Here is a 26,185-nt window from a genome sequence, read left to right on the forward strand (position 1 = left end):
GGGCGGGCATCCTGGCGCTTGACTCCATGAGGGTCGACGGGATGCCCGGCGTCTGCAATTCTGCGAGCGCCGCTCGTTCCTGCAAGGTGTCCAGCTGTCTTCTATGAAAACCCCTCTGTGGTTCCCGCAAAGTTTCTTCTCCCGCACCCTTTGGCTGGTGCTGATCGTCGTGCTGTTTTCCAAGGCGCTGACACTGGTTTATCTGCTGATGAACGAAGACGTGCTGGTGGACCGGCAGTACAGCCACGGTGTCGCCCTGACACTGCGTGGTTACTGGGCTGTAGACCCTGAGAACCGCGAAAAGGTAGCCAAGGCCTCGACGTTGACCCGCGTTGACGGGGCTGGTGTACCCGAGGGTGAGCAGCATTGGCCCTACAGCGAGATCTACCAGCGCCAGATGCAGGCCGAACTGGGCGAGGACACCGAGGTGCGCTTGCGCATGCATGTTTCACCTGCGCTGTGGGTAAGGGCGCCGAGCCTTGGTGATGCCTGGATCAAGGTTCCGCTGTATCCGCACCCTTTGCGGGGGCAGAAGATCTGGAACGTGTTGGGTTGGTTCCTGGCCATCGGCTTGCTTTCCACCGCGTCGGCGTGGATTTTCGTTCGCCAGCTCAACCAACCGCTTAAGCGCCTGGTGTTTGCCGCCCGCCAATTGGGCCAGGGGCGCAGCGTGCGCCTGCCGGTCAGCGATACGCCCAGTGAAATGACCGAGGTGTATGGCGCCTTCAACCAGATGGCGGAGGATGTCGAACAGGCCGGGCGGGAGCGCGAGCTGATGCTGGCGGGGGTGTCCCATGACTTGCGCACGCCCTTGACGCGATTGCGCCTGTCCCTGGAGCTGATGGGCAACCATAGCGACCTCACCGACGACATGGTTCGCGACATCGAAGACATGGACGCGATTCTCGACCAGTTCCTGGCGTTTATCCGTGATGGTCGTGACGAGGTGGTGGAGGAAGTCGATCTCACGGACCTGGTGCGTGAGGTTGTGGCGCCCTACAACCAGAATGGCGAGCAAGTGCGCATGCGCCTTGAGCCGATCCAGCCGTTTGCGTTGCGTCGGGTGTCGATGAAGCGCCTGCTGAACAACCTGATCGGCAACGCTTTGCACCACGCCGGTTCGGATGTTGAAGTGGCTGCGTATGTGTCTGGCGACAGTGCTGCGCCGTACGTAGTGCTGAGTGTGATGGACCGGGGGGCGGGCATCGATCCGGACGAGCTGGAGGGTATCTTCAACCCCTTCACCCGTGGCGACCGTGCCCGGGGTGGCAAAGGGACCGGCTTGGGGCTGGCGATCGTGCGGCGGATTGCGTCGATGCACGGCGGCAATGTCGAGTTGCGTAACCGCGAAGGCGGTGGCCTTGAGGCGCGGGTACGCTTGCCGCTTGGGCTGATGCTGCCCAGAGATGCGGTATAGAAACAGCTGCAAGTTTCAAGCTGAAGCCGCAAGAGAAAGGCGCACAGCTTTTGCCCTTTCTTGCAGCTTATAGCTTGAAGCTGACAGCTCCCGTCTCTAACCCTTGCCCTTGGTCCTGGTCATATTCGGTCCACCATTCTTCTCCAGATGTTGAATGATGATCCCCGCCACATCCTTCCCAGTGGTGGTCTCTATCCCTTCCAGGCCCGGCGACGAGTTCACCTCCATTACCAGTGGCCCATGGTTGGAGCGCAGGATATCCACACCCGCCACTGCCAACCCCATGACCTTGGCCGCCCGCAGCGCGGTCATGCGTTCTTCCGGGGTGATCTTGATCAGGCTGGCGCTGCCGCCACGGTGCAGGTTGGAGCGGAACTCTCCGGGCTTGGCCTGGCGCTTCATGGCTGCGATCACCTTGTCGCCCACCACGAAGCAGCGAATATCCGCACCGCCGGCTTCCTTGATGTACTCCTGGACCATGATGTTCTGCTTGAGGCCCATGAATGCCTCGATCACGGATTCCGCTGCGGTCGCGGTTTCACACAGCACCACACCGATGCCCTGGGTGCCTTCCAGCACCTTGATCACCAGCGGCGCGCCGTTGACCATTTCGATCAGGTCGGGAATGTCGTCGGGGGAGTGGGCAAAGCCGGTGACCGGCAGGCCGATGCCCCGCCGCGAGAGCAGTTGCAACGAGCGTAATTTGTCCCGCGAGCGTGCAATGGCCACGGATTCATTGAGGGGGAAAACCCCCATCATTTCGAATTGGCGCAACACGGCGCAGCCATAGAACGTCACCGAGGCGCCAATCCGCGGGATCACCGCATCAAACCCCTCCAGCGGTTTACCGCGGTAATGGATCTGCGGCTTGTGGCTGGCGATGTTCATATAGGCACGCAACGTGTCGATCACCACCATTTCGTGGCCACGTTCGGTGCCGGCCTCGACCAGGCGGCGGGTGGAATACAGACGCGGGTTTCGCGACAGCACAGCAATCTTCATGCAGCACCTGGGGCAGAAATAGTAGAGACCGGGAACACCGGCTTGTCTTGAACGTACTTGACGCCGGGATTGACCACCAGGTGGCCGTCAATCAGCGCCTTGGAACCCAGCAACAGGCGATAACGCATGGCTTTGCGGCAGGCCAGGGTGAACTCCACCCGCCATACCCGATCACCCATTGCCAGGGTGGTGCTGATCACGTAGCGCACCTGCGCATGGCCATTGGAGCTCTTGATGGTTTTCATCGTCACCAGGGGCGCTTCGCAGCGGCGGTGACGCAGTTGCACGACGCTGCCCAGGTGCGCGGTAAAGCGCACCCACTTCTCGCCGTCGCGCTCAAACGGCTCGATGTCGGTGGCATGCAGGCTGGAGGTGCTGGCACCGGTGTCGATCTTGGCACGCAGGCCTGCCACTCCCAAGTCGGGAAGTGCCACCCATTCACGCAGACCTACAACGGTCAAATGGTCAAATGTCTTCAATATGGGTAACCGGTCAATTCGCCCACGCCTGAGGAGAAACCTCGGCCAGGGCTTTGAATGCAGGCTTGGCGAACCAGTAGCCTTGCATCAGAAATATTCCACAGTCAGACAGAAAGTCGCGTTCGCCGGCACTTTCGATGCCTTCGGCGATGACAGTAACGTTCAACTGCTCACAGATTGTGACAATCCCCTGGACGATCACCTGACGGACACGATCCTGGTCGACATCGCGGATCAGCGCCATGTCGAGTTTGATCAAGTCAGGTTGGAAATCAGCCAACAGATTCAGCCCCGAATAGCCCGCGCCGAAATCATCGATAGCGGTCTTGAAGCCGAATTCGCGGTATTCACGCAGAATATTCGTCAAATGGCGATAGTTATCTACATGCTCGCTTTCCAGTGTCTCGAAAATCAGTTGATCCAGCGGAAAATTGTGCGCGCGCGCCGCCTCCAGGGTGCTGCGGATGCACAACTCCGGACGGTACACGGCGTTGGGCATGAAGTTGATGGAAAGGTGGGTTTGCATCCCCAAAGCTGCAGCACCGGCAATCGCCTGGGTGCGGCAGCGCTGGTCGAAGCGGTAGCGGTTGCTGTCGTTGACCTGGTCCAGCACCGACAATGCCCCTTCGCCCTGTGTACCGCGCACCAAGGCTTCGTGGGCAAAAATCGAATGGTCCCGAAGGTCAACGATAGGCTGGTAGGCGAAAGCAAACTCGAAACCCAAGGGTTCGCTTTGCTGGCAGCCTGCGCAACGCTGTTCAGGCGAGGTGAGTGAAGTAGGAAAGTCGGTCACGGCGTATCCTCGCGAAAACAGGGTGCTACCTGGCGTATCTTAGGTGAGCCTTGAGGTTTATGCGTCGAAGGGTTTCAACGTTACAGTTGCGACATTTGTCAGAGCGAGGAATTCAAGTGGCTCAAAAGCAGGAAGAGGAAGAAAAGGTCCGTCTGGACAAGTGGCTTTGGGCGGCGCGTTTCTTTAAGACACGTGCCTTGGCCAAGGCCGCGATTGAGAGCGGCAAGGTGCATCATCGAGGCGAGCGCTGTAAGCCGGGCAAAGAGCCACGTGTCGGTGATGAGCTGCAGATTCGGATAGGTTTTGACGAAAAGACCGTCGTGGTTCAGGCACTTTCCATCGTGCGCCGTGGCGCCCCCGAAGCACAGGCGCTGTACACCGAAACCGAAGCCAGCATTGCCAGGCGCGAAAATGCGGCAGCCCTGCGCAAGGCGGGCGCCACGGGGATGACCACCGATGGCAAGCCGAGCAAGAAGCAGCGCCGCGACCTGTTCAAGTTTCGCGGCAGTGGCAATGATGACTGATCGCGCAGCGGCCCATTCAAATGAGGGAGGGGGCTTTCAGCGTTAAGGGGATGTACGCACGACGCTCAATCCACTGATCACTGGCAGCTTGCCAAGTAACCTGAAGATCGGCGTCGTCACGTGTAACAAAGCGGCCGACACCTTCGCTGCAAACGGCGTGTAACAACCCCAGCCCAACGCCAACAGTGCCAGCAGCACCCCGCCGATATAATCGTCCTGCCCCCAATGCGCGCCCGCTACCAGCCGCGGCATCATGAACAACAGCGCCAGGCCCCAGATCACCAGCACCTGGCCGATACGCTTGGCGAACACGCTCATGAACATTGCCCAGATCAGCAACACCGAGGCGTGATCCCCCGGAAAGCTTTGGCTTGAGCGGTCCTTCAGCTCCCAGGTCTTCTCCAGCCCCGGGAAATAGTCGCTCATCTGGATCGCCCCGGCGATAACCATCGACGGGCTGCTGTGTTGCCAGCCCATCTGCGCTGCGAGTTTGGAAAACAGCATGCGGATAAACAGCAAGAGCAACAAAATACCGACAAAACCTAACAGGGCCTGGCGTACCTGCGCGGCTTTGAACACCCAGTCGCCGCGAATCATCAGCATCAGCAGGATCACCCCGACCACCGCATCAAACGGCCGCAAACTGGCCACGGCCCACACGTGCAGCCATGTCGCGTTGCTCGCCAGCGGGTCGTTGAGAAGGTGAAACAGCCACTCGTCGAAAATCACACACAGCATCTGCCCCGTGGGCCACAGCCAAAAACACAGCAGCCCGATAGCGAGTAGATTGCACAGAGCCCATCGCCGGAGGTTCCACTTGGCTTGGAACAAACCCGGATTGTTCATAAACTGTCCCTCTTCGCTCTAAATAAGCTCTCTGTTTCCAGGAGAAAGCCGCACCAAGATGGTGCTAAAGCGTTTAATTTTATAAACCTTGTAACCAATTTGTCATCAATTCAGATACCCAGACCTATGACTGATCTACCGGATACCGACTTCACCCAACGCTTCATCTTCGATGAGAGCGACGCCCGCGGCGAAATGGTTTCGTTGGAGCGCAGCTACGCCGAAGTCCTCGCCAAGCACCCCTATCCGGAACCGGTCGCACAACTGCTCGGTGAGCTGATGGCCGCTGCTGCGTTGCTGGTAGGCACCATGAAGTTCGACGGTTTGCTGATCCTGCAAGCCCGTTCCGAAGGGCCGATTCCGCTGTTGATGATCGAGTGCTCCAGCGAGCGCGAAATCCGTGGCCTGGCCCGTTATGAAGCCGACCAGATTGCCCCGGACGCCAGCCTGGCCGAGCTGATGCCCAACGGTGTCCTGGCGCTCACCGTCGACCCGACCTCAGGCCAACGTTACCAGGGCATCGTCGACCTCGACGGCAAAACGCTGTCGGAATGCTTCACCAACTATTTCGTGATGTCCCAGCAAGTGGGCACCAAGTTCTGGCTCAACGCCGACGGCAAGCGCGCCCGTGGCATGTTGCTGCAACAACTGCCGGCCGACCGTATCAAGGACGACGAAGATCGCGCTGAAAGCTGGCGGCACTGCATTGCCTTGGCCGATACCCTGAAAGCCGAAGAACTGCTGGGCCTGGACAACGAAACCATCCTGCACCGCCTGTACCACGAAGACCCGGTGCGCCTGTTCGACGCGCAGACCTTGCACTTCCACTGCAGCTGCTCCCGTGAGCGTTCGGGCAACGCCCTGGTCAGCTTGGGCCTGGAAGATGCGCAGAACCTGGTGGTGGAACACGGTGGCAATATCGAGATCGACTGCCAGTTCTGCAACGAGCGCTACCTGTTCGACGCTGCCGATGTAGCGCAATTGTTCGCTGGCGCAGGCATCGACACGCCTTCCGACACCCGCCACTAAAACGTTTAAGCACAGGTAAATCACCTGTCAAATGCCGGATTAGAGGCGTTCTGACGGGAGGGCCCTACTCTTTTTGGGCTTTTCTGGCATAATCCGGCCCACTTTTTTCGCGGTAGTAGTGCGCAACTTTCTACTACAAAACGTTTGGAGCACTCGGCCACAGGCCGACGGGGAACCTCATGACGCAAGCCAATAACGCCGTATACACCGATCTGAGTGTTGACGATCTGGTCAAAGAAGCCCTGCAGCGCGGTGAAGGCGTGCTTGCCGATACCGGCGCGCTGGTCGTGGAAACCGGTCACCGTACCGGCCGTTCGCCAGTCGACCGTTTCATCGTTGAAGAGCCTTCCACCCAGGATTCCATCGCCTGGGGCCCGATCAACCGCAAGTTCCCGGCCGACAAGTTCGATGCCCTGTGGGCACGCGTCGAGGCGTTCAACAATGCGCAAGAGCATTTCGTTTCCCACGTTCACGTAGGGGCCTCCGAAGACCACTACCTGGCCGTGAAAATGACCACCCAGACTGCCTGGCAGAACCTGTTCGGTCGTTGCCTGTTCATCAACCCGGCCCAGTACAACCCGGCCGGTCGTGACGAGTGGCAAGTGCTCAACGTGGCCAACTTCGAGTGCGTGCCTGAGCGTGATGGCACCAACTCCGACGGTTGCGTGATCCTTAACTTCGCCCAGAAAAAAGTGCTGATCGCCGGCATGCGCTACGCCGGTGAAATGAAGAAAGCCATGTTCTCGGTGCAGAACTACCTGCTGCCGGCTTCCGACGTACTGCCGATGCACTGCGCCGCCAACATTGGCGAAGCCGGCGACGTGACCCTGTTCTTCGGTCTGTCGGGTACCGGCAAGACCACCCTGTCCGCCGACGAAAGCCGCTACCTGATCGGTGACGACGAGCACGGCTGGGGCGAAGGCGTGGTGTTCAACATCGAAGGCGGTTGCTATGCCAAATGCATCGACCTGTCCGAGAAGAACGAACCGGTTATCTGGAAAGCCATCAAGCACGGCGCCGTGTTGGAAAACGTCGTCATCGACGAGGCCAAGCACGCCGACTATGCTGACGTGAGCCTGACCCAGAACAGCCGCGCCGCCTACCCGCTGGAGCACGTTGCCAAGCGTTCCGAGAAGAACCTGGGCGGCGAGCCAAACGCGGTGATCTTCCTGACCTGCGACCTGACCGGCGTACTGCCGCCCGTGTCCATCCTCAGCGAAGAACAAGCGGCCTACCACTTCCTGTCCGGCTACACCGCACTGGTGGGCTCGACCGAAATGGGTTCGGGCAGCGGCATCAAGTCGACCTTCTCCACCTGCTTCGGCGCACCGTTCTTCCCGCGCCCGGCCGGCGAATATGCAGAGCTGCTGATCAAGCGCATCCGCGGCTTCGGCTCCAAGGTCTACCTGGTCAACACCGGCTGGACCGGCGGTGGCTACGGCGTTGGCAAGCGCTTCAATATCCCGACCACGCGCGGCGTGATCGCAGCGATCCAGAGCGGCGCGTTGATCGGTGCTGAAACCGAACACCTCGACACCATCAACCTCGACGTGCCATTGGCCGTGCCGGGCGTTGAGACCGGCCTGTTGAACCCACGTAACACCTGGGCTGACAAGGCCGCTTACGATGAAGCAGCGAAGGCGCTGGCTGGTCTGTTCATCGAGAACTTCAAGAAGTTTGAAGTGAGCGATGCGATCAAGGCTGCGGGTCCGAAGTTGTAAGATTCGGTCGCTGTTAAAAAGCCGCTCCTTGTGAGCGGCTTTTTTGTGCGCGAAAGGTTCGTCGACGATAGGCCGAACCATTGCCCCTCCACCTTTGACTTGCGGTGTACCTGGAGCCGGTATTCGCTCAGCTCAGGTTTTCCAGCGTCTGCGTGTCCCAGCTGTGGGTCTTGATGGCCAGGTAGAGCATGCCGATGGTCAACGGGACCTTGTCGCCATGCCCCTTGCCCCGACGCTTGAGGAACACGTCAAAGACCGGTGGGTTGAAGTAACGATAAGTGTCGTAGTCGCCCAGGTCGAGGGCGAACTCCTGCTCCAGCGCTTCCATGAGCTGCTTGGCTTCGCTGCCGTCACAGCCCAGGTCGAAATTGAGTGAGGTTTGCAGGCGGATGGTCTTGTGTTTCGGCAGGCCGATTTCTTCGTGCAGCAGTTGAAGGAGTTGCTGCATCACGGGGTCTTCGGGGAAGTTAGGGGCGAGGTTCATGGTGGGTGCACGCAGGAGTGGGTGAAGGGGCTGGTTGCGTTGGAGGCGGTATTTGTTTCGAGTGATGAAGAGCGCCAAGCCTATCAAGAATACAGAGACAGGTAGGAGGGGCATTCTGAGGATCACCGCTACATAGGGTAGTAGGAACGTCAAAATAAGGCCTGTTGTAAGAAATGTGACTGCGAAGTGCTTTCTGAGCATTGGGTCTGTGATTTGGTAGTGCAGCACCAAATAGATAATGAGAAAGGAAGCGGATTGAAGGTAAAGGGCCATGCCACTAAGACTCGTCCGAGTAGACATGCATTGAGAGTGTTGACCGCTGAGGCCCTATGCCTCCTCTCACACTGGCATCCAGACCGATGATGATGTCTCCAGCGTGATATCTACGAAGCTTGCCGGAAATCCTATCTCCAACGAAGCCCGCGGTTACGGTTGAAATGGCAATCCCTGGTGCTTTAACCGCTCCGGAGATTATTTGTTTGATGAGCACGTTTTGGTCGTTTAACCGATCGGCCTGATTCCGTCTCAAAGGATGGGAAATCGCGACCGCCCTTTCGCATGGCAAGTCTCTGGCCAGCATTTTTTCGTACAGCCTACGTATCTGATCGCGCACTTGTCGCGCTGCCGTTTTTGTTTCAAGCAGGCATAGATTGGCCAAAGCATGCCGATTGTCAGGCACAACAGTGAAGCGAATCACTGTGAAGATGACGCCATAGTGGCCGATGTGTTGAGCCCTTTCGATGTTCACAGGTTTCTGCCGAGAAAGTTGAGACCGCGCTATTTTCATTCAGCTACGGGTAACTTCTGTAGAGGGTTAAGCGTGTGTTTGGAGCAGTTTGGGAAGGGGATGTCGCGTTGTTTGGAGGTTTCCTACAACGGTTTCCGGCATTTGTGGCTTGGCAGTGCTTTAACAGGCAACGCGGGTCAATGGTAGGAGCGAGCTTGCTCGCGAAAAACTCAAGGACGCCGCGTTTCTTCTGGCTTACCGCGTCATCGTTGATGATTTTCGCGAACAGGCTCGCTTCTAAAAAGGGTGTTGCTTAGATTTGTGCTTGTTCGGTTTGTAGTTGTACGTGTTGCGCCGCTTCCGGCAAATCACAGCCGTCTTGGACGAGCAGGTACAAGGCGTTGGTGATGTGGGAGATGTCTTTGAGGTCGGAGTGTTCGAAGGTCAGGCAGGAGAAGGTTTCCAGTAAGTCGGTGGCTGCGCGGATGCGTTGGTGGGCGGCGGACTGGATGTCTTCGGCTTTGGCTTGGGTGTCGATGAGAAGCGGATGGGTATCAGTGAAATTGGTGCGTAGATGACGATAGCGGTTCATCGTTTCAGGTATTTGCATTTGAAGGTGCTCGGTTTGCTGTTAGGTAACCGACATCACCGTGGCCAAACGGTGGGTGGCGGACTGTGCGCGGGTTGGCCAGCCGGAAACAGCACTCCGACACGTCCGAAGACGTCCCCCACACAGCCGCCATAGCACTGCTATACGAGACGATAGACGTTCGCAGAGCGAGTAATGGCACTTATGTGTGCTGTTTTCCGGGTGACCAAACCCGGCCGCTGATTTGGCAGCGACGGTGCGAACCTTAGAAGTGAGTGTGCGCTCGGGCAATAAACAGATGGTTTAATCGTTCGTGGTTCGATCAGGCGCTGGCAGGCCTGCTGACACACCGCTCAAAAATCGCCTCCAACCCCCGATAATCACACGCCACCGCATCAATATTCGCCGGTATCCATGCCGCGTGTTTGACCAGCCACCAGTTCACTGAAAACCCCGCGTTGACGATGATCTGTTCGAACAAAATCCGCTGCGCCCGGCCGTTGCCCTCGCGGAAGGGGTGGATGACGTTGAGGTCGCCATAGGCTTCGGCAATCTTGCTCACCAACTCGGTTTGGCTGGCACCGACAAACCAGTTTGCTTCTTCCATCTGCCGGATGATCTTCGCGGCTTCCGGGGGGATGCGCTCCGGGGTGCAGAACAGGGTGTCGCCTTTCTGGATGTTCACGCTGCGCAACTCACCTGCCCAGTCGTAGATGTCACCGAACAGCGTGCGGTGGATGTGTTGCAGGCGGTCGAGGTCGTAGGGCGGGGGGAAGAGGGGGAGGCTGCCTACGGCGATTTCGGATAATTCCCGCTCGGCCTGGTGCAGGCGGGCTTCGTCGAGCAAATCGAGGCGGTTGCGCAGGACGCTGCTACCGGGATAGCAGTACGGATCCTGGCCCACCCCGTATTTGTCGAGCATCAGCGTGGCGTGTTGCGGTACTTGGCAAGCACTGTTTCGCGGGTCGGCAGGGGTTTGTCGACGTCGGCCGGTTGGGTGTCGAACCCTTCCAGGCGCAGGCTGGCCAGGTAATTGGAACGGCGGATCTTGTGGTAATGATCCTGTTTTTGCTCAAACGTCAGTTCGCTCATCGCAGCGCACTCCTGGGTAGCAAGGTTTGATTGTAGCGCAATGCTTCAACGGGAAGGCGGGATAAAAACCACGTCACATTCTGTACAAAAAATCCGCCGACACTCGGAATTCAGCGTATGTTTCACCGCAAAATCTTGTAGGGCGATTTCCGCCCGCTACTTAAAGGGAGTTAAGCATGGGTTTGCTTCGTGTTGCTTCGGCGATGTCGTTGTGTGCGGTGGCTTTTTCGGTCCAGGCCGGGCAGTTGCCGATCGAAGTGCTCAGTGCGGTGGTCAAGGACCAGAAAATCGCTGATGCCGAAGTGCTGCTGCAACGCAACGGCGCACAGAATGTGGTGGGCCGCACCAACGCCCAGGGCCAAGTGACGCTGACCAGTGAGGCCGCTGATGATGCGAGCAACCTGCTGATCATCAAGAAACCTGGCTACTCCAACCTGGTGGTGAAGTGCCCATGCGCGGGCATGACCTACGCCATCAGCCCGGTGATGGAAAACCTCGATGGCCTGCGTGTGGTGCTGACCTGGGGCAAGACGCCGAGTGACCTCGACTCCCACATGATTTTCCCCGGCAATAACATCTACTTCGAGAACCAGAAGGGTACTGACGCCGAGTTGGATGTGGATGACACCGACAGCTACGGTCCGGAAACCATCACCCTGCAGAAAAAGCACTACGGCGAAAGCTACGTCTATGCCGTGCACGACTACAGCAATGGCGGCAATCCAGGCTCGCGCCAGTTGTCCGACAGCGAAGCCAAGGTGTTCGTGTACATGGGCCAATCGCTGGTGCGTACCTACTACGTGCCCAAGAACCGCAGCGGCAACCTGTGGACGGTGTTCCGCATGACCGGCAGCGGCGACTTCCAGGACATCAACACTTTCAGTGGCGTGACCGTGAATGCGGCGAATGTGCTGAACGAAGTCAAACCGCTGCTGGATGACAGCGTGGCGGTCACCGCCGTCACCGTCAGCTCTTCCGTACAAACCGATGCGAAGCGTCTGAACCTGCAGGGTGAAGCGGCCTACCAGGCCGGCAAGCTGGACCAGGCCATCGACCTGTTCCGCCAGGCTATCGAGCTGGACAATGGCTTCGGCAAGGCCTACGGCAACCTCGGCCTGGCGTATCAGAAAGCCGGCAACACTGCCGAGTCGATCTGGGCCAATCGCAAGGCTATCGCCCTTGCCACCGGCGCCAATGCTGCCACCGTGCGTGCAGGTGCCTACTACAACATTGCGCGGATCTACGAAGCGGCGGGGCAGTTCCCGGATGCATTGCGTCACTACCAGTTGGCCAAGGAGCAGAAGGCCAACCCGGTGTATGACACGGCGATTGAGCGGGTGCAGAATCGCTGATTCAGCTGTAGCGCAGGTCTGAAATGTGGGAGGGGGGCAATCCCCCTCCCACATTTGGTTTGTGGTGTTCTTACAGCCACAGTCGAACTTGTCAAATTTGGCCCAAGGCCATTGCTGCACCCTGTGTATCATCCTGTCTCTTTTTTCCATGCGACCTTTCTCGATTCGCTGAGCTTGCTGGGCTACGTTTTTAAGCCACCTTCAGCGGTCAATGGAGTGACAGCCTATGCACGACACCCTCCAGCAGGTCTTTGGTTATCCACAGTTTCGTTTGGGCCAGGAAGAAACGGTCAGCGCCGTACTGGCAGGTCGTTCGGCTGCGGCCATTTTTCCTACGGGGTCGGGCAAGTCCCTGTGTTATCAGCTGTCGGCGGTGTTGCTGCCGCACCTGACGCTGGTGGTGTCGCCGTTGTTGGCGTTGATGCAGGACCAGTTGGGCTTCCTGCAACGCCACGGTATTTCGGCGGGCAGTATCGATTCGGCGCAAAGCCGCGAGGACGCCAATGACGTGATGGCCCGCGCGCGTTCCGGCGAGCTGAAAATCCTGATGATTTCCGTGGAGCGCTTGAAGAACGAGCGTTTTCGCCACTTCCTGCAAAGTGTGCAGATCTCGCTGCTGGTGGTGGATGAGGCGCACTGTATTTCCGAGTGGGGCCACAACTTCCGCCCGGATTATTTGAAGCTGCCGGACTACCAGCGCCAGTTCAAGATCCCACAAGCGCTGCTGCTGACGGCTACGGCCACGCCCAAGGTGATTGCCGACATGCAGGCCAAGTTCGCCATTGCGCCGGACGACGTGGTCACCACGGGCTTCTACCGGCCCAACCTCGACCTGTTGGTGGAGCCGGTCGCCGGTGCGGACAAGCATCGTCGCCTGGTGCAGTGGATGAGCGAGCGGGCCAACCAGCCCAGCATCGTCTACGTCACCTTGCAGAAAACCGCCGAGCAGATTGCCGAGCACCTGAACCGCAACGGTATCCAGGCCGAGGCGTATCACGCCGGCTTGCCCCACGACAGGCGTGAGGGCATCCAGCAGCGCTTCATGGCTGGGCGCTCCAATTGCATCGTCGCTACCATCGCGTTTGGCATGGGTATCGACAAGAGCGATATCCGCAATGTCGTGCATTTTGACCTGCCCAAATCCATCGAGAACTACAGCCAGGAAATCGGCCGTGCGGGGCGTGATGGGCAGCCCTCGGACTGCCTGGTGCTGGCCAACCGCGACAGCCTCAATGTGCTGGAAAACTTCGTGTACGGCGATACGCCCGAGCAGGACGGTATTCGGCGGGTGCTGGAAGAGTTGCAGGCAGCGCGCAGTGAAGGGCAGTGGGAGTTCCTGCTGAGGTCGCTGTCGGACCACAGCAACATCCGCGAACTGCCACTGAAGACACTGCTGGTGCAATTGGAGCTCAGGGGCGTGATCGCGCCGCGCTACGCGTTTTATGCCGAGTACCGCTTCAAGTACCTGGTCGAGCCCGAGGCCCTGCTGGTGCGTTTTTCCGGCGAGCGCCAGCAGTTTGTCGCGGCGATCATCCAGGTGTGCAAGCGCGCGAAAACCTGGGCGACCGTGGATTTCGACGCGCTTTACCAACAACACAATGCCGAACGCAGTCGGGTGGTGAAGGCCCTGGATTACTTCCAGGAACAAGGCCTGATCGAGTTGGAAAGCAAGCAGATGACGGAGGTCTACAGCCTGCTGGATACCGAGTTTGATCCACAGGTGTTGAGCGCCGAGTTATACACAGGCTTCAAGCAGCACGAGGTGACGGAAGTGGCGCGGATTCATGCCATGCTCGATCTGTTCGCCACCGAACATTGCCTGGGGCAGCGCCTGGCGCGTTACTTTGGTGATGAAAATGCACCGCAGCGCTGCGGGCACTGCTCCGTGTGCCACGGCCACGTCGCGCATTTGCCGGCGCCGCCGAGCCTGCCGCCGCTTGTGGATAAAAACTTCATGGGGCTGTGCGGTGATTTTATCCACAGGCATCATGAGCACACCGGCCAACTGCCGGGCGCTGAGCGGCTGACACGGTTCCTGGGGGGTATCAGCGTGCCGTTGTTTACCAAGTTGAAGGCGCGGGGCATTCCCGGTTTCGCAGCGCTGGAAGACTACCCCTACGCCGACGTGCGGGAGTGGGCCCAAGCCCACTTGAGTGACCTGTAACCCTACTTTCATGAGACGTGCCCATGCCTGACTCAATGCCGCAACGCGCCGATTACCGTCACTTCCAGCCGATCATCACACGCTGGCACGACAACGATGTGTACGGCCATGTGAACAATGTCACCTACTACAGCTTCTTCGACACGGCGGTGAATACCTACCTGATCGAACAGGGTGGGTTGGATATTCATGACGGTGAGGTGGTGGGGTTTGTGGTGAGTTCGGCGTGCGATTACTTCGCCTCGATTGCCTTTCCCGACCGCCTGGACATCGGCCTGCGGGTGGGCAAGTTGGGCAACAGCTCAGTGCAGTACGAATTGGCGGTGTTCAAGGCAGGCGAAGAGGAGGCCTGTGCGGCGGGGCGCTTTGTGCATGTGTTCGTGGATCGGGGGACGAACCAGCCGGTGACGATTCCGGGGATGTTGCGCGAGGCGTTGCAGCGGTTGGTGGTCTGACTTCGGCGTTGCAGTCACCACGGAACCCGATGTGGGAGGGGGCCAGCCCCCTCCCACATTGGTTTTACAGTGTTCTTTAGCGCTTAGCGGTGACGGTAGTGATGCTTGTTCTTGCGATGCCCGTAGGCATGGCCGCGGCCGCGATGGTCGTCGCGGTCATAACGGCGGCTATCACGACTACGACGATCATCGTCATCGCTCTTGTTGCCCATGTAGTTGCCCAGCGCACCGCCCGCGCCACCGCCGGCCGCTGAACCGATCAGTGCCCCGGTGCTGCCGCCGACACTGCGGCCCACCACGTTGCCGCCGGCTGCGCCCAGTGCGCCGCCAATGGCTGCTTCGCCGCGGCTGCGCTTGTCTGCGCCGACCGCACTACCGCCTGCGCCGCCCAGGGCCGCGCCTATGGTCGAACCGGTGTTGCCGCCCAACTGCTGGCCGACAACCGAGCCTAGAACCCCGCCCAATGCGCCGCCCACACCGGCTTCGGTGGTGCCACCGGCCATGGCTGCGCCACTGACCAGGCCAAGGGACAACAAGAGAATCGAGGAGAACTTCATAGAGAGACCTCAAGAGGATGACGGCGCGATCCTGAGGCTGTATTGACATGGTTACAATAGAAATCCGACCAGTAGCACGAGTTGTACACAATTCTCTAAGTTACTGTTTTAGCTCGGGAACTTAAGTGGTTTTTGCGAGTCTTTAGCTACTTCGGAACGGCCGCTTTTATGCAAAAGCGGCCTTTTTTGTGTCCGAAATGATCAGTCAGGCCGAACGCGCCGTGATCAGCCCATTGTCACTGGCAGCTTCCAAACGTATCGCCACGAACTTCGACGTCGGTGTATGGCTGCCATCCCCGGTGCTTTCCAGCGGCACCAACGGGTTCACTTCCGGGTAGTAAGCCGCAGCCTGCCCCGCCGGAATATCAAACGCCAGCAAGGTGAAGCCCTTCACCCGACGCTCGCGGCCGTCTTCCCACAACGACACGATGTCGGCTTTCTGCCCCGGCTTGAAGCCCAGGCGGATGATGTCGGCTTCGTTGACGAACAGCACGTCACGCTGGCCTTTGACCCCGCGATAGCGGTCGTCCAGGCCATAAATGGTGGTGTTGTACTGATCGTGGGAGCGCATCGATTGCATGATCAGGTCCGGCACGTGGCCCGTGGCATGGGTGCGCTCGTGGATCAGGTCCTTGGGCAGGATGTTCGGGCGGAAGTTGGCACGGCCCGAAGGCGTGTTCCAGCGTCGGGCACCGGCGGAGTTGCCCAGGTAGAAACCACCGGGGTGTTTCAGGCGTTCGTTGAAGTCCTTGAAGCCTGGGATGGTATCGGCGATCAGGTCGCGAATGCGGCTGTAATCGGCCACCAACCAGTTCCAGTCCACCGGTTTGCTGCCCAGGGTTGCGGCGGCGATGCCGGCGAGGATGGCCGGTTCCGATTTCATCAACTTCGACAGCGGCTGCAGTTGGCCGTTGGAGTCGTGGACCATGCTGAACGAGTCTTCTACCGTCACCGCTTGCGGACCTTCGGCCTGGATGTCGATGTCGGTGCGGCCCAGGCACGGCAGGATCAGCGCGTCCTTGCCGTGCATCAGGTGGCTGCGGTTGAGCTTGGTGCTGATCTGCACGGTCAGGTCGCAATTGCGCAGTGCTTCGAAGGTGCGCGGGCTGTCCGGCGTGGCTTGGGCGAAGTTGCCACCCAGGCCGATAAACACCTTGGAGCGACCTTCAAGCATGGCGTGGATCGCTTCCACCACGTTGTGCCCGTTGGTGCGCGGCACCTGGAACTGGAAGCGTCGCTCCAAGGCGTCGAGGAACGCCACCGGTGGGCGTTCGTTGATGCCCATGGTGCGGTCGCCCTGCACGTTGCTGTGGCCACGCACCGGGCACAGGCCGGCGCCGGGGCGGCCGATGTTGCCGCGCAGCAGCATCAGGTTGGCGATTTCCTGGATGGTCGGCACCGAGTGGCGGTGCTGGGTGATACCCATCGCCCAGCACATGATCACGTTCTTGCCCTTGGCGTACATGCGTGCCGCTTGCTCGATCTCGACCAGGGTCAGGCCGGACTGTTCGACGATTTCATCCCAGGAGGTGTCGTCGATCTGGCCCAGGTAATCCAGCACGTTGGCCGTGTGTTCATTGAGGAAGTCGTGGTCGAACACCGCTTCCTTGCCTTCGGCCTGAGCCTGGCGCTCCCACAGCAGCAGGAACTTGGCCATGCCGCGCAGGATCGCCATGTCGCCACCCAGGGCCGGGCGGAAGTACGCGGTGTTGGTCGGCTTGTCGCCGTTGGTGAGCATTTCCAGCGGATGCTGCGGATGCTGGAAGCGCTCCAGGCCGCGCTCCTTGAGGGGGTTGATGCACACCACCTGGGCACCGCGTTTGACCGCTTCACGCAGCGGTTCGAGCATGCGCGGGTGGTTGGTGCCGGGGTTCTGGCCCCAGACGAATATCGCATCGGCATGTTCGAAGTCATCAAAGGTCACGGTGCCTTTGCCGACCCCCACGCTCTGCGCCAGGGCCACGCCGCTGGCCTCGTGGCACATGTTCGAGCAGTCCGGGAAGTTGTTGGTGCCGTAGGCGCGCACAAACAGCTGGTACAGGTACGCCGCTTCGTTACTGGCACGGCCCGAGGTGTAGAACTCGGCCATGTCCGGGCTGGGCAGGGCGTTGAGGTGCTTGCCGACCAGGTCGAAGGCCGCTTCCCAGCTGATGGGCTGGTAGCGATCGGTTTCGGCGTCGTAGCGCATGGGCTCGGTCAGGCGGCCTTGGTACTCGAGCCAATAGTCGCTTTGCTCCAGCAGCGCGGTGACGCTGTGCTTGGCGAAAAACGCTGCGTCAACGCGGCGCTTGGTGGCTTCCCAGTTGACCGCCTTGGCGCCGTTCTCGCAGAACTTGACCATGCCGCTTTCCGGCGAGTCGCCCCAGGCGCAGCCCGGGCAGTCGAAGCCGCCGTTCTGGTTGGTCTTGAGCATCATGCGCAGGTTTTTCAGCGCGTTGTCACTGGTCAACCACGCCTGTGCCACGCTGATCAGCGCGCCCCAGCCGCCAGCCGGGCCCTTGTAAGGCTTGTAGCGCGGGGTTGGGGTTTGGTCGGCTTGATGATGATTGCTCACGGCTGGTTCTCCATCGCAGGGCTGTAGACCCGCGGCGCACTTTTCTGCGGCAGGTGGATGAGATTGAGGTTATGCCGGCGAGCCCATTGCAGGGCCAGGCCGGTGGGCGACGACAGGCTGACCAGGGTCTGGATGCCCGCGCGCAGGACTTTCTGGATCAATTCGAGGCTGCAACGGCTGGTGACAATCGCCAGCCCGCCGTCGGTGGGGATCCGTTGGCGGATCAGCGCACCGATCAACTTGTCGAGGGCGTTGTGCCGGCCGATGTCTTCACGGCCCATCAGCAATTCGCCCTGGTTATTCATGAACACAGCCGCATGCACAGCGCCGCTGCACTGGCCCAAAGGCTGGAACGCGCTGATGCGCTGGCGCAGGCCGTCGAGCCATTCGGCAGGCGGCAAGGGCGCGCCGGGCAGCACTTGAAGGTCCGGCAGGGCCTGTTCAACGGCTTCCACTCCGCACAGGCCGCAGCCGCTGGTACCTGCCAGCTGGCGGCGCTGCTGCTTGAGGTTCCAGAACGCACGGCTGGAGATCTGCACCTGAGCGTATTGGGCCGAACCCGAACCGCTGAGTTTCAGATCATAAATATCGCTGACGTCGGCGATAATGCCGCTGCCGATGCTGAACCCGACAATAAAGTCTTCCAGGTCCGTGGGCGTGACCAGCATGACGGCCTGGCTGATGTCGTTATAGGCAATCGCCAACGCCACTTCTTCCGCCAAGGCGGTGCTGGTGACTTCAGTGTGCTCAAGGTTGCAAAACTGGTAGCTCTGGCTGGCGACGGGCGCGGACATTTCCGGAGCAGGCGCCGCGCAGACTGGGCGCTTGGCGTTCATGGGGCAGTACCACCGGCGGATTGATCAGTGTTTAGACTAGGCGCGACAAAGCGTCGCGTCTAATTGCCAGTACTGATCTACCGATAGATGACGTCGATCAAGACTCTGTTTGCGATTTCTGAAACAGCGCGAAACACGCCTCTGCCAATGCCGAACGCGGTGCGCTGCGCCGCATGATCAGGCCCAGGCGCGCCAGGGTGTGGGCGTCTTCGATAGGTTGCAGGCGCAAATGTTCGGTGAGGGCGTCCAGACCGCCGTCCAGCGGCATGACGGCGCAGCACAGTCCGCCATGCACAGCTTGTAACAACTGATGGACGGCGTCGGTTTGTAACAGCGGCTGCGGGTGCAGTCCCCGGCTGTGGAAGTTGTGGTCGATGGACTGACGGAAGTGCATGCCACTGGTGAGCATGCCCAGGGGCAGTTCGATCAATGCCTCCCAGCTCAGCGGCTTGTCGCCAAAACTGAAATAGCGCTGGTCGTAGAGCAGGCCCATGCGGGTTTCGCCGAGGGCCAGGGAGTCGAAGCGCTCGTTGTCCAGGCGGTCGAGGTAGGACACGCCCAGGTCCAGGCGATTGCTCGCCAACTGTTCGAGGATCTGCTCGGAGCTGAGGGCCGAAAGCTCAAAGCGCAGGCTCGGATGCTCCTTGTGCAGTTGTTGCATCAACGCCAGCGGATCAAAGCTCGACAACGGCACCACACCCAGGCGCAACGTACCCACCAGGTTGCCACGGCAGGCGGCGGCTTCGGCCTGCAAGCCGTCATAGGCCGCCAGCACCGTGCGGGCCCAGGCCAGCACGCGCTCGCCGGGGGCGGTGAACCCTTCGAAACGCTGGCCGCGATTGACCAGCGGCAAGTCCAGCTCTTCTTCAAGGTTGCGCAGGCGCATCGACAGGGTTGGCTGGGTGATGTGGCAACGCGCCGCGGCCTGGCCGAAGTGACGGGTCTCGTCGAGGGCGATGAGGAATTTCAGCTGCTTGATGTCCATCTTCGCTCCAGGGCTTATTCCAATGGCGGGGGGATTCTAGCGCGTTTGCGTCTTTGGTCGGGCTGGAACCCAAGTCTGCCGGACTGGTCTAGTCTTGGGCATCTGGAAATCAACTACCAAGGAGAGCGCACTATGAGCATTTTCAGCTTTATCAAAGAAGCCGGCGAAAAGATTGTCGACCTGTTGACGCCGGGTAATGCCAATGCGAGTGAGCAGTTGAAGGAACACGTAGCGAAGGTGGGTCTGGGGAATCCGAATGTGCAGACCACGGTAGAGGGCGACAAGGTGACCGTGACCGGTGAAGTCGCCACCCAGGAAGAGAAAGAGAAGATTCTGCTGGCGCTGGGTAACATCCAAGGCGTGGCCAGTGTGGATGACCAGATCACCGTAACCGGCCCGGCAGTGACCGCCGCCCGTTTCGTCGTGGTGAAAAAGGGTGACACCCTCAGCGCGATTTCCCTGACGGTGTACGGCAACGCCAACCTGTACAACAAGATCTTCGAGGCCAACAAGCCGCTGTTGTCCCATCCAGACAAGATTTACCCAGGGCAGACGCTGCGTATTCCTGAGTAATACACGGGCGAAAAGGTGGGAGGGGGCTTGCTCCCGATAGCTGAGTGTCTGTCGACATCAAGTTGACTGATCCACCGCTATCGGGAGCAAGCCCCCTCCCACATGGTTCAGAGCCCGGCAATGAGATCCCGGTAATCCTCGACCGCCGCAAATTCCCCGGTGTCCTTCGGCCCTTTTTGGCTGTCCGGCTCTTTCACCGCCAGTAAATGCCCCACGCCAAACGCCTGGGCACTGCGCAGGATCGGCAGGGTGTCGTCGATAAACAGGCTGCGAGCCGGATCGAACTGGATGTCAGCCTGCAAGGCATCCCAGAACTGCGGGTTTTCCTTGGCGAAGCCGTAGTCGTGGGAGCTGATCAATCGCTCGAAGTACGGCGCCAGTTCAATGCGCTCCAACTTCAGTGACAGCGAGTCACGGTGGGCATTGGTGATCAGGATCACGCGCTTGCCTGCCCGTTTGATCGCCGCCAGGAAGGTATCGGCATCCGGGCGCAGGGCGATCAGGTGGGCGGTTTCCAGCTTGAGTTCGCGCACCGGGATGTTCAGCTCCGCACTCCAGAAATCCAGGCAATACCATTGCAACTGTCCGGCGTTACGCTCGAACAGAGGCTGCAACTCCATCTCGGCCATGGCCCGGCTCACCCCGTGCAGCTCGGCGTAACGCTGGGGCAGGTGCTCCATCCAGAAGTGGTTGTCGTAATGCAGGTCGAGCAGGGTGCCGTCCATGTCCAGCAGGACGGTGTCGATGGCGTGCCAGGGCAAAGAGGGCATGGTGCGGTCTCATGTAAGTAAAGATATCCGACACAGACAATCGGAAAAGCCACGGTATAGTAACCCGATCACGCCAAGGAGCCGCTTATGCGCCAGAAACCCACCGTCCTCGCCCGCGAAATAGTCGCCAGTAGCCGTTTGTTCCGCGTGGAGGAAGTGCAATTGCGCTTTTCCAATGGCGTTGAACGGACCTACGAGCGCCTGGTGGGCCGCGGTGCCGGCTACGGCGCAGTGATGATCGTGGCGATGATCGACGAAGATCATGCGTTGCTGGTTGAAGAGTACTGCGGCGGTACCGATGAGTATGAGCTGTCCTTGCCCAAGGGCCTGATCGAACCCGGCGAAGACGTGCTGGCGGCAGCAGACCGTGAACTCAAGGAAGAAGCCGGCTACGGCGCACGGCAGTTGGAACACATTACCGAGCTGTCGTTGTCTCCTGGCTACATGAGCCAGAAAATCCAGGTGGTGCTCGCCACCGAACTCTATGAAGAACGCCTGGAAGGCGATGAGCCCGAGCCGATGCGTGTGGACCGGGTCAACCTGCGCGAGCTGTCGCAGCTTGCGCAAAACGAGCAGTTCAGCGAAGGCCGCGCCCTGGCGGCGTTGTACCTGGTACGAGATTTGTTGATTCAGCGTGGAGCGTTTACCCCATGAGCGAACTGTTTTTAGGCCACCCGTTTATCGCCCCTGTGATCGAGCTGGCCCGCCAGGCGGGTGAAGTGATCCTGCCGTACTGGCGCGCCGATGTGGCGGTGACCTCCAAGGCCGATGATTCGCCGGTCACGGCGGCCGACCTGGCCGCCCACCATCTGATTCTCGCAGGCCTCACCGCACTCGACCCGAGCATCCCGGTGCTGTCCGAAGAAGACGCCGACATCGACCAGAGCGTACGGGCCGGCTGGCAGCGCTGGTGGTTGGTGGACCCGCTGGATGGCACCAAGGAATTTATCGCCGGCAGCGAAGAATTCACCGTCAATATTGCCCTGGTCGAACAGGGTCGCGTGGTGTTCGGCGTGGTGTCCATGCCCACCAGTGGCCGTTGCTACTTCGGTGGAGCCGGCCTGGGGGCGTGGCGCTCCGATGTGAACGAAGCGCCCAGGCAGATCCAGGTGCGCGAGGCCCCAGCAGTGGGTGAGGCGTTTACCGTGGTCGCCAGCCGCCGGCATACCAGCCCCGAGCAAGAGCGTCTGCTGGACGGTTTGAGCGAAGGGTTGGGGGAGTTGAAACTGGCGAATATCGGCAGTTCGTTGAAGTTCTGCCTGTTGGCCGAGGGCAGTGCCGATTGCTACCCGCGGCTGGCGCCGACTTCGCAGTGGGATACGGCGGCGGCGCAGGGTGTATTGGAAGGGGCGGGCGGCGAGGTGCTGGAGTTGAGTGGCGAGCCGTTCAGCTATCCGGCGCGGGCGTCGTTGCTGAATCCGTTTTTCCTGGCGTTGCCGGCGAAGGCGGCGTGGCGTGAGCGGTTGCTGACCTTGGCCCGCTCTTAATACCTCAGCCGATCTAAATGTGGGAGGGGCGGTGCCCCTCCCACATTTGTTTTGTGTATTGGCTTCTAGCGGTGCAGGACGTATTGGCCGGTGAACGTAACGGCCCGCTCTTCACTGCCCTCATTCGCGATCCAGGTGTCCAACGCCAGCCGCGCCCGGCCATAGCGCTTGTAGGTCGCCAAAAAGCGCTTCCACACCTTCTCCTCCGGCGCCGCGCAAATGGCGGTCGCGTCGTGCGTCACCGGCAGCGGATAGCTGATCTGCCCTTCCTGAATCACGATATGCCCGTCTTCAATCCCTTCCTCGCGCAGTTGCAGGTGCATCCAGCCCCAACCCGCCAGCACCGCGCCGCAGTAAAGGCTGCCGCCGAACATGGTGCTCTTGTGGTTGATATTGGCTTGCAAAGGCAGGTGCAGCTGCAGTTGCCCGTCTTGCCAGTCGAGTACCTTGAGGCCCATTTCGCGGGTCAGGGGGATGTCGTGGTGGAGGATGGATTCCAGGTAACGGCTGTCACGGCTCATGGGGGCCTCTTGATGGGTGGGCAGGGTCATTCGTCGTCAGCACTTTGGTTGGCGAAGTTAAGGCCGTGCTTGCGCAGTTTGTCGTGCAGGGTCTTGCGCGGTACGCCGAGGGCTTCTGCGAGGCTGCGCATGGAGCTGTGGGGGCGGGTCAGTTCGGCGGCGATCAGGCTTTTTTCGAACTGCTCGACCTGTTCGCTCAAGCCGCCCGGCGTGGAAGTCAGCACGCTGCTGGCGGGATTGTCCGGGGTGCTGTCCAGCGCCAGCTCCAGGCCCAACGCAAAGCGCTCGGCGGCGTTCTGCAATTCGCGCACATTGCCCGGCCAGCTATGACGCAACAGCAGGGCACGCTGGCCCGGTTGCAGCTCGTGCAAAGGCAGGCCGTGGCGACTGCTGGCTTCGTCGGCGAAGTGCTGGAACAGCATCAACGCATCTTCACCGCGCTCGCGCAGTGGCGGAATACGCAACGGCGCGACGTTGAGGCGGTAGTACAAGTCGGCGCGGAAGCGGCCCTGGTCGGCGGCCTGGCGCAGGTCTTCCTTGGTGGCGGCGATGATGCGGATATCCAGCGGGATCAGCTGGTTGCCGCCGAGGCGCTCCACCACACGCTCCTGTAACAGGCGCAGCAGCTTGACCTGCACATCCAGGCTCATGCTTTCGATTTCATCGAGGAACAACGTGCCGCCATTGGCGAATTCGAATTTGCCGATGCGGCGTTTCTGCGCGCCGGTAAAGGCGCCGGGCTCATGGCCGAACAGTTCGCTCTCCACCACCGACTCGGCCAACGCCCCGGCATTGATCGCCACAAACGGCCCGCTGCGCCGGCTCGACAGGTCGTGCAGCGCGCGGGCCACCACTTCCTTGCCGGCGCCGGTTTCGCCGAGGATCAGCACATCCGCGCGGGTTGCTGCCAGGGCGCCGATCTGCTCGCGCAGGCGCAGCATCTGTGGCGAGTGCCCCACCAGGCGGGTGCTCAGTTGTTGGCGGTCACTGAGGGCCAGGCGCAGGCTGCGGTTGTCGAGCACCAGCCGGCGCAGGGCCAGGGCGCGGCGCACGCTGTCGAGCAGGGCGTCGCTGGCGAAGGGTTTTTCGAGGAAGTCATAGGCCCCCGCGCGCATGGCCTGCACCGCCAGCGGCACGTCGCCGTGGCCGGTGATCAGCAGCACCGGCAGGTCCGGATCCTGGCCGTGCAGCTCGGCCAGCAGCTCCAGGCCGTCCATGCCGGGCATGCGGATGTCGCTGACCACCACGCCCGGCCAATCCCGCGACAGGCGCGCGGTGAGGCCGGTGGCTTCGCCCAGGGGCAGGACGTTCAGCCCGGCCAGGTCCAGGGTCTGGCACAGGGCCTGACGCAAGTGTGGATCATCGTCGATCAACACCACCTGAATCTGGTTATCGATACTCATACACTGCGGTCCTCGGACGGTTGCAGACTGACGCCCGGCGAGCCGGCGCGCAATTTCAAGGTTAACAGCGCGCCGCCTTCCTTGTGGTTGGCAAACAGCAGTTCGCCGCCAAAGGCACGCATCAGGGTTTCACAGATCGCCAGGCCCAGGCCCAAGCCCTGGGTGCGGGTCTTGGTGGTGTAGAACGGTTCGCTGGCGCGGCCCAGGGCTTCCATGCAAAAGCCTGGGCCATTGTCGCGAATGTACAGGTTGACGCCCTGGGCGGTGGTTTCGGCACTCAGCCACAGTTTGCGCGGCGGGCCTTTTTCGGTAAGGGCGTCGAGGGCGTTGGCCAGCAGGTTGCCCAGCACCTGGCGCAGGCGGGTTTCGCCGGCCTGCACCCACAGGGTCGCTTCCGGCAAATCGCGGATCAGCTCGACTTCCATCGAGCGCCGCCGCTTGGCCAGCAAGGCCAGCGCATCGTCCAGCGCCGGTTGCAGGGCCACGCTCTCCGGGGCATGGCGATCGCGCCGGGCGAAGGCGCGCAGGTGCGCGATGATCGAGGCCATGCGCCCGGTCAGTTCGCTGATCAGCTTGAGATTGCCCCGGGCATCGCTGGTGCGCTCGTGGTCGAGCAGGATCTCGGCGTTTTCCGCATAGCTGCGGATCGCCGCCAGGGGTTGATTGAGTTCGTGGCTGATACTTGCCGACATGGTGCCCAGCGCTGACAGCTTGCCGGCCTGCACCAAGTCATCCTGGGCGCGCACCAGTTCCTGCTGGGCGTGTTCGCGCTCCAGCACCTCCTGTTTGAGGCGACGGTTGAGGCCTTCCAGATCGCTGGTCCGTTCGACCACGCGCATCTCCAGCTCGCGGCGGGCCTTGGCTTCGAAGGCGATGCGTTCCAGGTAGTGGCGACGGCGCTGCATCAACAGGCCCAGCAGCAGCATCAACACCAGCAACGTGGCGCCGCCCACGGCGACCACCGTGCGCACCGGGCGGCTGATCAAGGATTGCGGTGCAAGGATCTCCACATTCCAGCCGGTCTCGGCAATGGCGGTGGATTGGCGCAGCCATGCGCTGTTGCTCAGGCTCAACGGTTGCGGATCGCGCGTGGGGTAGGGCTGGATGGCGATGATGGCCTGGCGTTCTTCGGCGGTCAGCGGCCGGGTGGCCCGGAAGCGCCATTGCGGGCGTGACGTGAGGATCACCACGCCGTTGTGGTCGGTGACCAATAGTTGTTCCGGGGTATTGCCCCACAGGCTTTCGGTGTGGTCCAGGTCGACCTTGACCACCAGTACGCCGATGATCGTGTCGCCATCGCGCACTGCGGCGGCGAAGAAATAGCCGCGCTTGGCCGAGGTGGTGCCCAGCCCGAAAAACCGCCCCAGGCGCCCGGCCATGGCTTCGCTGAAATAGGGCCGGAACGAGAAGTTGCGCCCGACGAAACTGTCCTGCTTGTCCCAATTGGACGCGGCGAGGGTCTTGCCGGTGGTGTCCATCAAATACATCACTTCCACCCCGGCCTGGGCGGCGACGTCCTTGAGCAGCAGGTTGGCGTTGACCAGGTTGGTACTGACCTGCGGTGCGTCCAGTGCCGTGCGCAAGGCCGGCAAGTCGCCGAGGATCTGCGGCAGCACTTCATAGCGATGCAGGGTGCCCAGCAGGTTGGCGACGTACAGGTCGAGGGTCTGGCGGTTTTGCCCGGCCAGTTCGCTGCGATAGTAACGCTCGGCCAAGTGCTCCAGCGGCCACAGCAACGGTGCCAGGCACAGGGCCAACAGGGCAAGGCTGCGCCAGCGGGGTCTTCGCGGAAGGGGTGGAGTCATGGGAATCGTGCGCCTGTGGG

At 60.7% G+C, this 26,185-nt stretch carries 26 protein-coding genes; 10 read left to right on the forward strand and 16 right to left on the reverse strand.

Annotated features, from left to right (window positions below):
* The first annotated feature begins 103 nt into the window (after window positions 1-103).
* Complete coding sequence (locus BLW22_RS31420; protein ID WP_065925816.1) at window positions 104-1,417, forward strand: ATP-binding protein; 1,314 nt, start codon at window positions 104-106, stop codon at window positions 1,415-1,417.
* 96 nt (window positions 1,418-1,513) lie between these two features.
* Here BLW22_RS31420 and rimK read toward each other — a convergent pair whose 3' ends face one another.
* Genes rimK through rimA form a run of 3 tightly spaced genes read right to left on the reverse strand, consistent with a single transcriptional unit; the run spans window position 1,514 to window position 3,691 of the window.
* Window positions 1,514-2,419 carry a 30S ribosomal protein S6--L-glutamate ligase gene (gene rimK, locus BLW22_RS31425; protein WP_003171022.1) on the reverse strand — a complete coding sequence of 302 codons (906 nt, stop codon included), beginning with the start codon at window positions 2,417-2,419 and terminating at the stop codon, window positions 1,514-1,516.
* A complete protein-coding gene (gene rimB / locus BLW22_RS31430; protein WP_065899600.1) occupies window positions 2,416-2,898 on the reverse strand; it encodes a retropepsin-like aspartic endopeptidase RimB in 483 nt (160 codons plus the stop codon). The genes rimK and rimB overlap by 4 nt, the downstream gene beginning before the upstream one ends.
* Before the next feature lie 13 nt (window positions 2,899-2,911).
* Window positions 2,912-3,691, reverse strand: a complete 780-nt coding sequence (gene rimA / locus BLW22_RS31435; RefSeq protein WP_074848395.1) for a S6 modification regulatory phosphodiesterase RimA — start codon at window positions 3,689-3,691, stop codon at window positions 2,912-2,914.
* Between the two features lie 116 nt (window positions 3,692-3,807).
* On the opposite strand from rimA, the gene BLW22_RS31440 reads away from it, so the two are divergent.
* Window positions 3,808-4,215: an RNA-binding S4 domain-containing protein gene (locus tag BLW22_RS31440; RefSeq protein ID WP_027605149.1), complete on the forward strand. Its 408-nt coding sequence runs from the start codon at window positions 3,808-3,810 to the stop codon at window positions 4,213-4,215.
* Window positions 4,216-4,257: 42 nt separating this feature from the next.
* Here the strand turns inward: BLW22_RS31440 and BLW22_RS31445 are convergent, their stop codons facing one another.
* Complete coding sequence (locus tag BLW22_RS31445) at window positions 4,258-5,061, reverse strand: phosphatase PAP2 family protein (protein WP_065948517.1); 804 nt, start codon at window positions 5,059-5,061, stop codon at window positions 4,258-4,260.
* Between the two features lie 126 nt (window positions 5,062-5,187).
* On the opposite strand from BLW22_RS31445, the gene hslO reads away from it, so the two are divergent.
* Together hslO and BLW22_RS31455 are read left to right on the forward strand one after the other, a co-directional pair.
* The gene (hslO, locus tag BLW22_RS31450; RefSeq protein WP_027605147.1) at window positions 5,188-6,090 is read left to right on the forward strand and encodes an Hsp33 family molecular chaperone HslO; all 903 of its coding nucleotides are present in this window, start codon (window positions 5,188-5,190) and stop codon (window positions 6,088-6,090) included.
* A 179-nt stretch (window positions 6,091-6,269) separates the two neighbouring features.
* On the forward strand, window positions 6,270-7,811 hold the full coding sequence (locus tag BLW22_RS31455) for a phosphoenolpyruvate carboxykinase (protein WP_065925812.1): 1,542 nt from the start codon (window positions 6,270-6,272) through the stop codon (window positions 7,809-7,811).
* 127 nt (window positions 7,812-7,938) lie between these two features.
* On the opposite strand, the gene BLW22_RS31460 is transcribed toward BLW22_RS31455, so the two are convergent.
* The 4 genes from BLW22_RS31460 to BLW22_RS34175 all read right to left on the reverse strand — a co-directional run bounded on the left by BLW22_RS31460 (window position 7,939) and on the right by BLW22_RS34175 (window position 10,703).
* Window positions 7,939-8,295 carry a DUF1493 family protein gene (locus BLW22_RS31460; RefSeq protein WP_027605145.1) on the reverse strand — a complete coding sequence of 119 codons (357 nt, stop codon included), beginning with the start codon at window positions 8,293-8,295 and terminating at the stop codon, window positions 7,939-7,941.
* 1,040 nt (window positions 8,296-9,335) lie between these two features.
* Window positions 9,336-9,632, reverse strand: a complete 297-nt coding sequence (locus BLW22_RS31470; protein ID WP_065948515.1) for a hypothetical protein — start codon at window positions 9,630-9,632, stop codon at window positions 9,336-9,338.
* Between the two features lie 301 nt (window positions 9,633-9,933).
* Window positions 9,934-10,533 carry a putative adenosine monophosphate-protein transferase Fic gene (locus tag BLW22_RS31475; RefSeq protein ID WP_065948514.1) on the reverse strand — a complete coding sequence of 200 codons (600 nt, stop codon included), beginning with the start codon at window positions 10,531-10,533 and terminating at the stop codon, window positions 9,934-9,936.
* A complete protein-coding gene (locus BLW22_RS34175; protein WP_083221252.1) occupies window positions 10,533-10,703 on the reverse strand; it encodes a YhfG family protein in 171 nt (56 codons plus the stop codon). The genes BLW22_RS31475 and BLW22_RS34175 overlap by 1 nt, the downstream gene beginning before the upstream one ends.
* Window positions 10,704-10,879: 176 nt before the next feature.
* On the opposite strand from BLW22_RS34175, the gene BLW22_RS31480 reads away from it, so the two are divergent.
* The 3 genes from BLW22_RS31480 (at window position 10,880) to BLW22_RS31490 (ending at window position 14,674) form a co-directional block, all read left to right on the forward strand.
* Window positions 10,880-12,055, forward strand: coding sequence for a tetratricopeptide repeat protein (locus tag BLW22_RS31480; RefSeq protein WP_065925808.1), 1,176 nt, complete (start codon window positions 10,880-10,882; stop codon window positions 12,053-12,055).
* A 226-nt stretch (window positions 12,056-12,281) separates the two neighbouring features.
* Window positions 12,282-14,219 carry a RecQ family ATP-dependent DNA helicase gene (locus tag BLW22_RS31485; RefSeq protein ID WP_074848396.1) on the forward strand — a complete coding sequence of 646 codons (1,938 nt, stop codon included), beginning with the start codon at window positions 12,282-12,284 and terminating at the stop codon, window positions 14,217-14,219.
* Window positions 14,220-14,242: 23 nt separating this feature from the next.
* Window positions 14,243-14,674, forward strand: a complete 432-nt coding sequence (locus BLW22_RS31490) for an acyl-CoA thioesterase (RefSeq protein WP_065925806.1) — start codon at window positions 14,243-14,245, stop codon at window positions 14,672-14,674.
* An 83-nt stretch (window positions 14,675-14,757) separates the two neighbouring features.
* On the opposite strand, the gene BLW22_RS31495 is transcribed toward BLW22_RS31490, so the two are convergent.
* The 4 genes from BLW22_RS31495 to BLW22_RS31510 all read right to left on the reverse strand — a co-directional run bounded on the left by BLW22_RS31495 (window position 14,758) and on the right by BLW22_RS31510 (window position 19,606).
* Window positions 14,758-15,231, reverse strand: coding sequence for a glycine zipper domain-containing protein (locus BLW22_RS31495; protein WP_027605140.1), 474 nt, complete (start codon window positions 15,229-15,231; stop codon window positions 14,758-14,760).
* Between the two features lie 205 nt (window positions 15,232-15,436).
* A complete protein-coding gene (locus BLW22_RS31500; protein ID WP_065925805.1) occupies window positions 15,437-17,785 on the reverse strand; it encodes an FdhF/YdeP family oxidoreductase in 2,349 nt (782 codons plus the stop codon).
* Window positions 17,782-18,621: a formate dehydrogenase accessory sulfurtransferase FdhD gene (fdhD, locus tag BLW22_RS31505; protein ID WP_074848399.1), complete on the reverse strand. Its 840-nt coding sequence runs from the start codon at window positions 18,619-18,621 to the stop codon at window positions 17,782-17,784. Before fdhD ends, BLW22_RS31500 begins: the two co-directional genes overlap by 4 nt.
* Before the next feature lie 97 nt (window positions 18,622-18,718).
* Window positions 18,719-19,606, reverse strand: coding sequence for a LysR family transcriptional regulator (locus tag BLW22_RS31510; protein WP_027605137.1), 888 nt, complete (start codon window positions 19,604-19,606; stop codon window positions 18,719-18,721).
* A 132-nt stretch (window positions 19,607-19,738) separates the two neighbouring features.
* On the opposite strand from BLW22_RS31510, the gene lysM reads away from it, so the two are divergent.
* Window positions 19,739-20,179 (forward strand): peptidoglycan-binding protein LysM, encoded by a 441-nt coding sequence (gene lysM, locus BLW22_RS31515; protein WP_065946704.1) that lies wholly within the window; start codon window positions 19,739-19,741, stop codon window positions 20,177-20,179.
* Window positions 20,180-20,286: 107 nt separating this feature from the next.
* On the opposite strand, the gene yrfG is transcribed toward lysM, so the two are convergent.
* On the reverse strand, window positions 20,287-20,949 hold the full coding sequence (yrfG, locus tag BLW22_RS31520) for a GMP/IMP nucleotidase (RefSeq protein WP_065946703.1): 663 nt from the start codon (window positions 20,947-20,949) through the stop codon (window positions 20,287-20,289).
* A gap of 87 nt (window positions 20,950-21,036) precedes the next feature.
* Between yrfG and nudE the strand changes: the two genes are divergently transcribed.
* Window positions 21,037-21,603, forward strand: a complete 567-nt coding sequence (gene nudE, locus BLW22_RS31525; protein ID WP_027605134.1) for an ADP compounds hydrolase NudE — start codon at window positions 21,037-21,039, stop codon at window positions 21,601-21,603.
* Window positions 21,600-22,436, forward strand: a complete 837-nt coding sequence (gene cysQ, locus BLW22_RS31530; RefSeq protein WP_027605133.1) for a 3'(2'),5'-bisphosphate nucleotidase CysQ — start codon at window positions 21,600-21,602, stop codon at window positions 22,434-22,436. Before nudE ends, cysQ begins: the two co-directional genes overlap by 4 nt.
* A 65-nt stretch (window positions 22,437-22,501) precedes the next feature.
* On the opposite strand, the gene BLW22_RS31535 is transcribed toward cysQ, so the two are convergent.
* Genes BLW22_RS31535 through BLW22_RS31545 form a run of 3 tightly spaced genes read right to left on the reverse strand, consistent with a single transcriptional unit; the run spans window position 22,502 to window position 26,165 of the window.
* Window positions 22,502-22,957: a YiiD C-terminal domain-containing protein gene (locus BLW22_RS31535; RefSeq protein WP_065925798.1), complete on the reverse strand. Its 456-nt coding sequence runs from the start codon at window positions 22,955-22,957 to the stop codon at window positions 22,502-22,504.
* Between the two features lie 26 nt (window positions 22,958-22,983).
* On the reverse strand, window positions 22,984-24,360 hold the full coding sequence (locus BLW22_RS31540; protein ID WP_065925797.1) for a sigma-54-dependent transcriptional regulator: 1,377 nt from the start codon (window positions 24,358-24,360) through the stop codon (window positions 22,984-22,986).
* Window positions 24,357-26,165 carry a sensor histidine kinase gene (locus BLW22_RS31545; RefSeq protein WP_065925796.1) on the reverse strand — a complete coding sequence of 603 codons (1,809 nt, stop codon included), beginning with the start codon at window positions 26,163-26,165 and terminating at the stop codon, window positions 24,357-24,359. Before BLW22_RS31545 ends, BLW22_RS31540 begins: the two co-directional genes overlap by 4 nt.
* Between the last annotated feature and the right edge of the window lie 20 nt (window positions 26,166-26,185).

Source organism: Pseudomonas marginalis, assembly GCF_900105325.1.
Lineage (GTDB): Bacteria > Pseudomonadota > Gammaproteobacteria > Pseudomonadales > Pseudomonadaceae > Aquipseudomonas > Aquipseudomonas marginalis.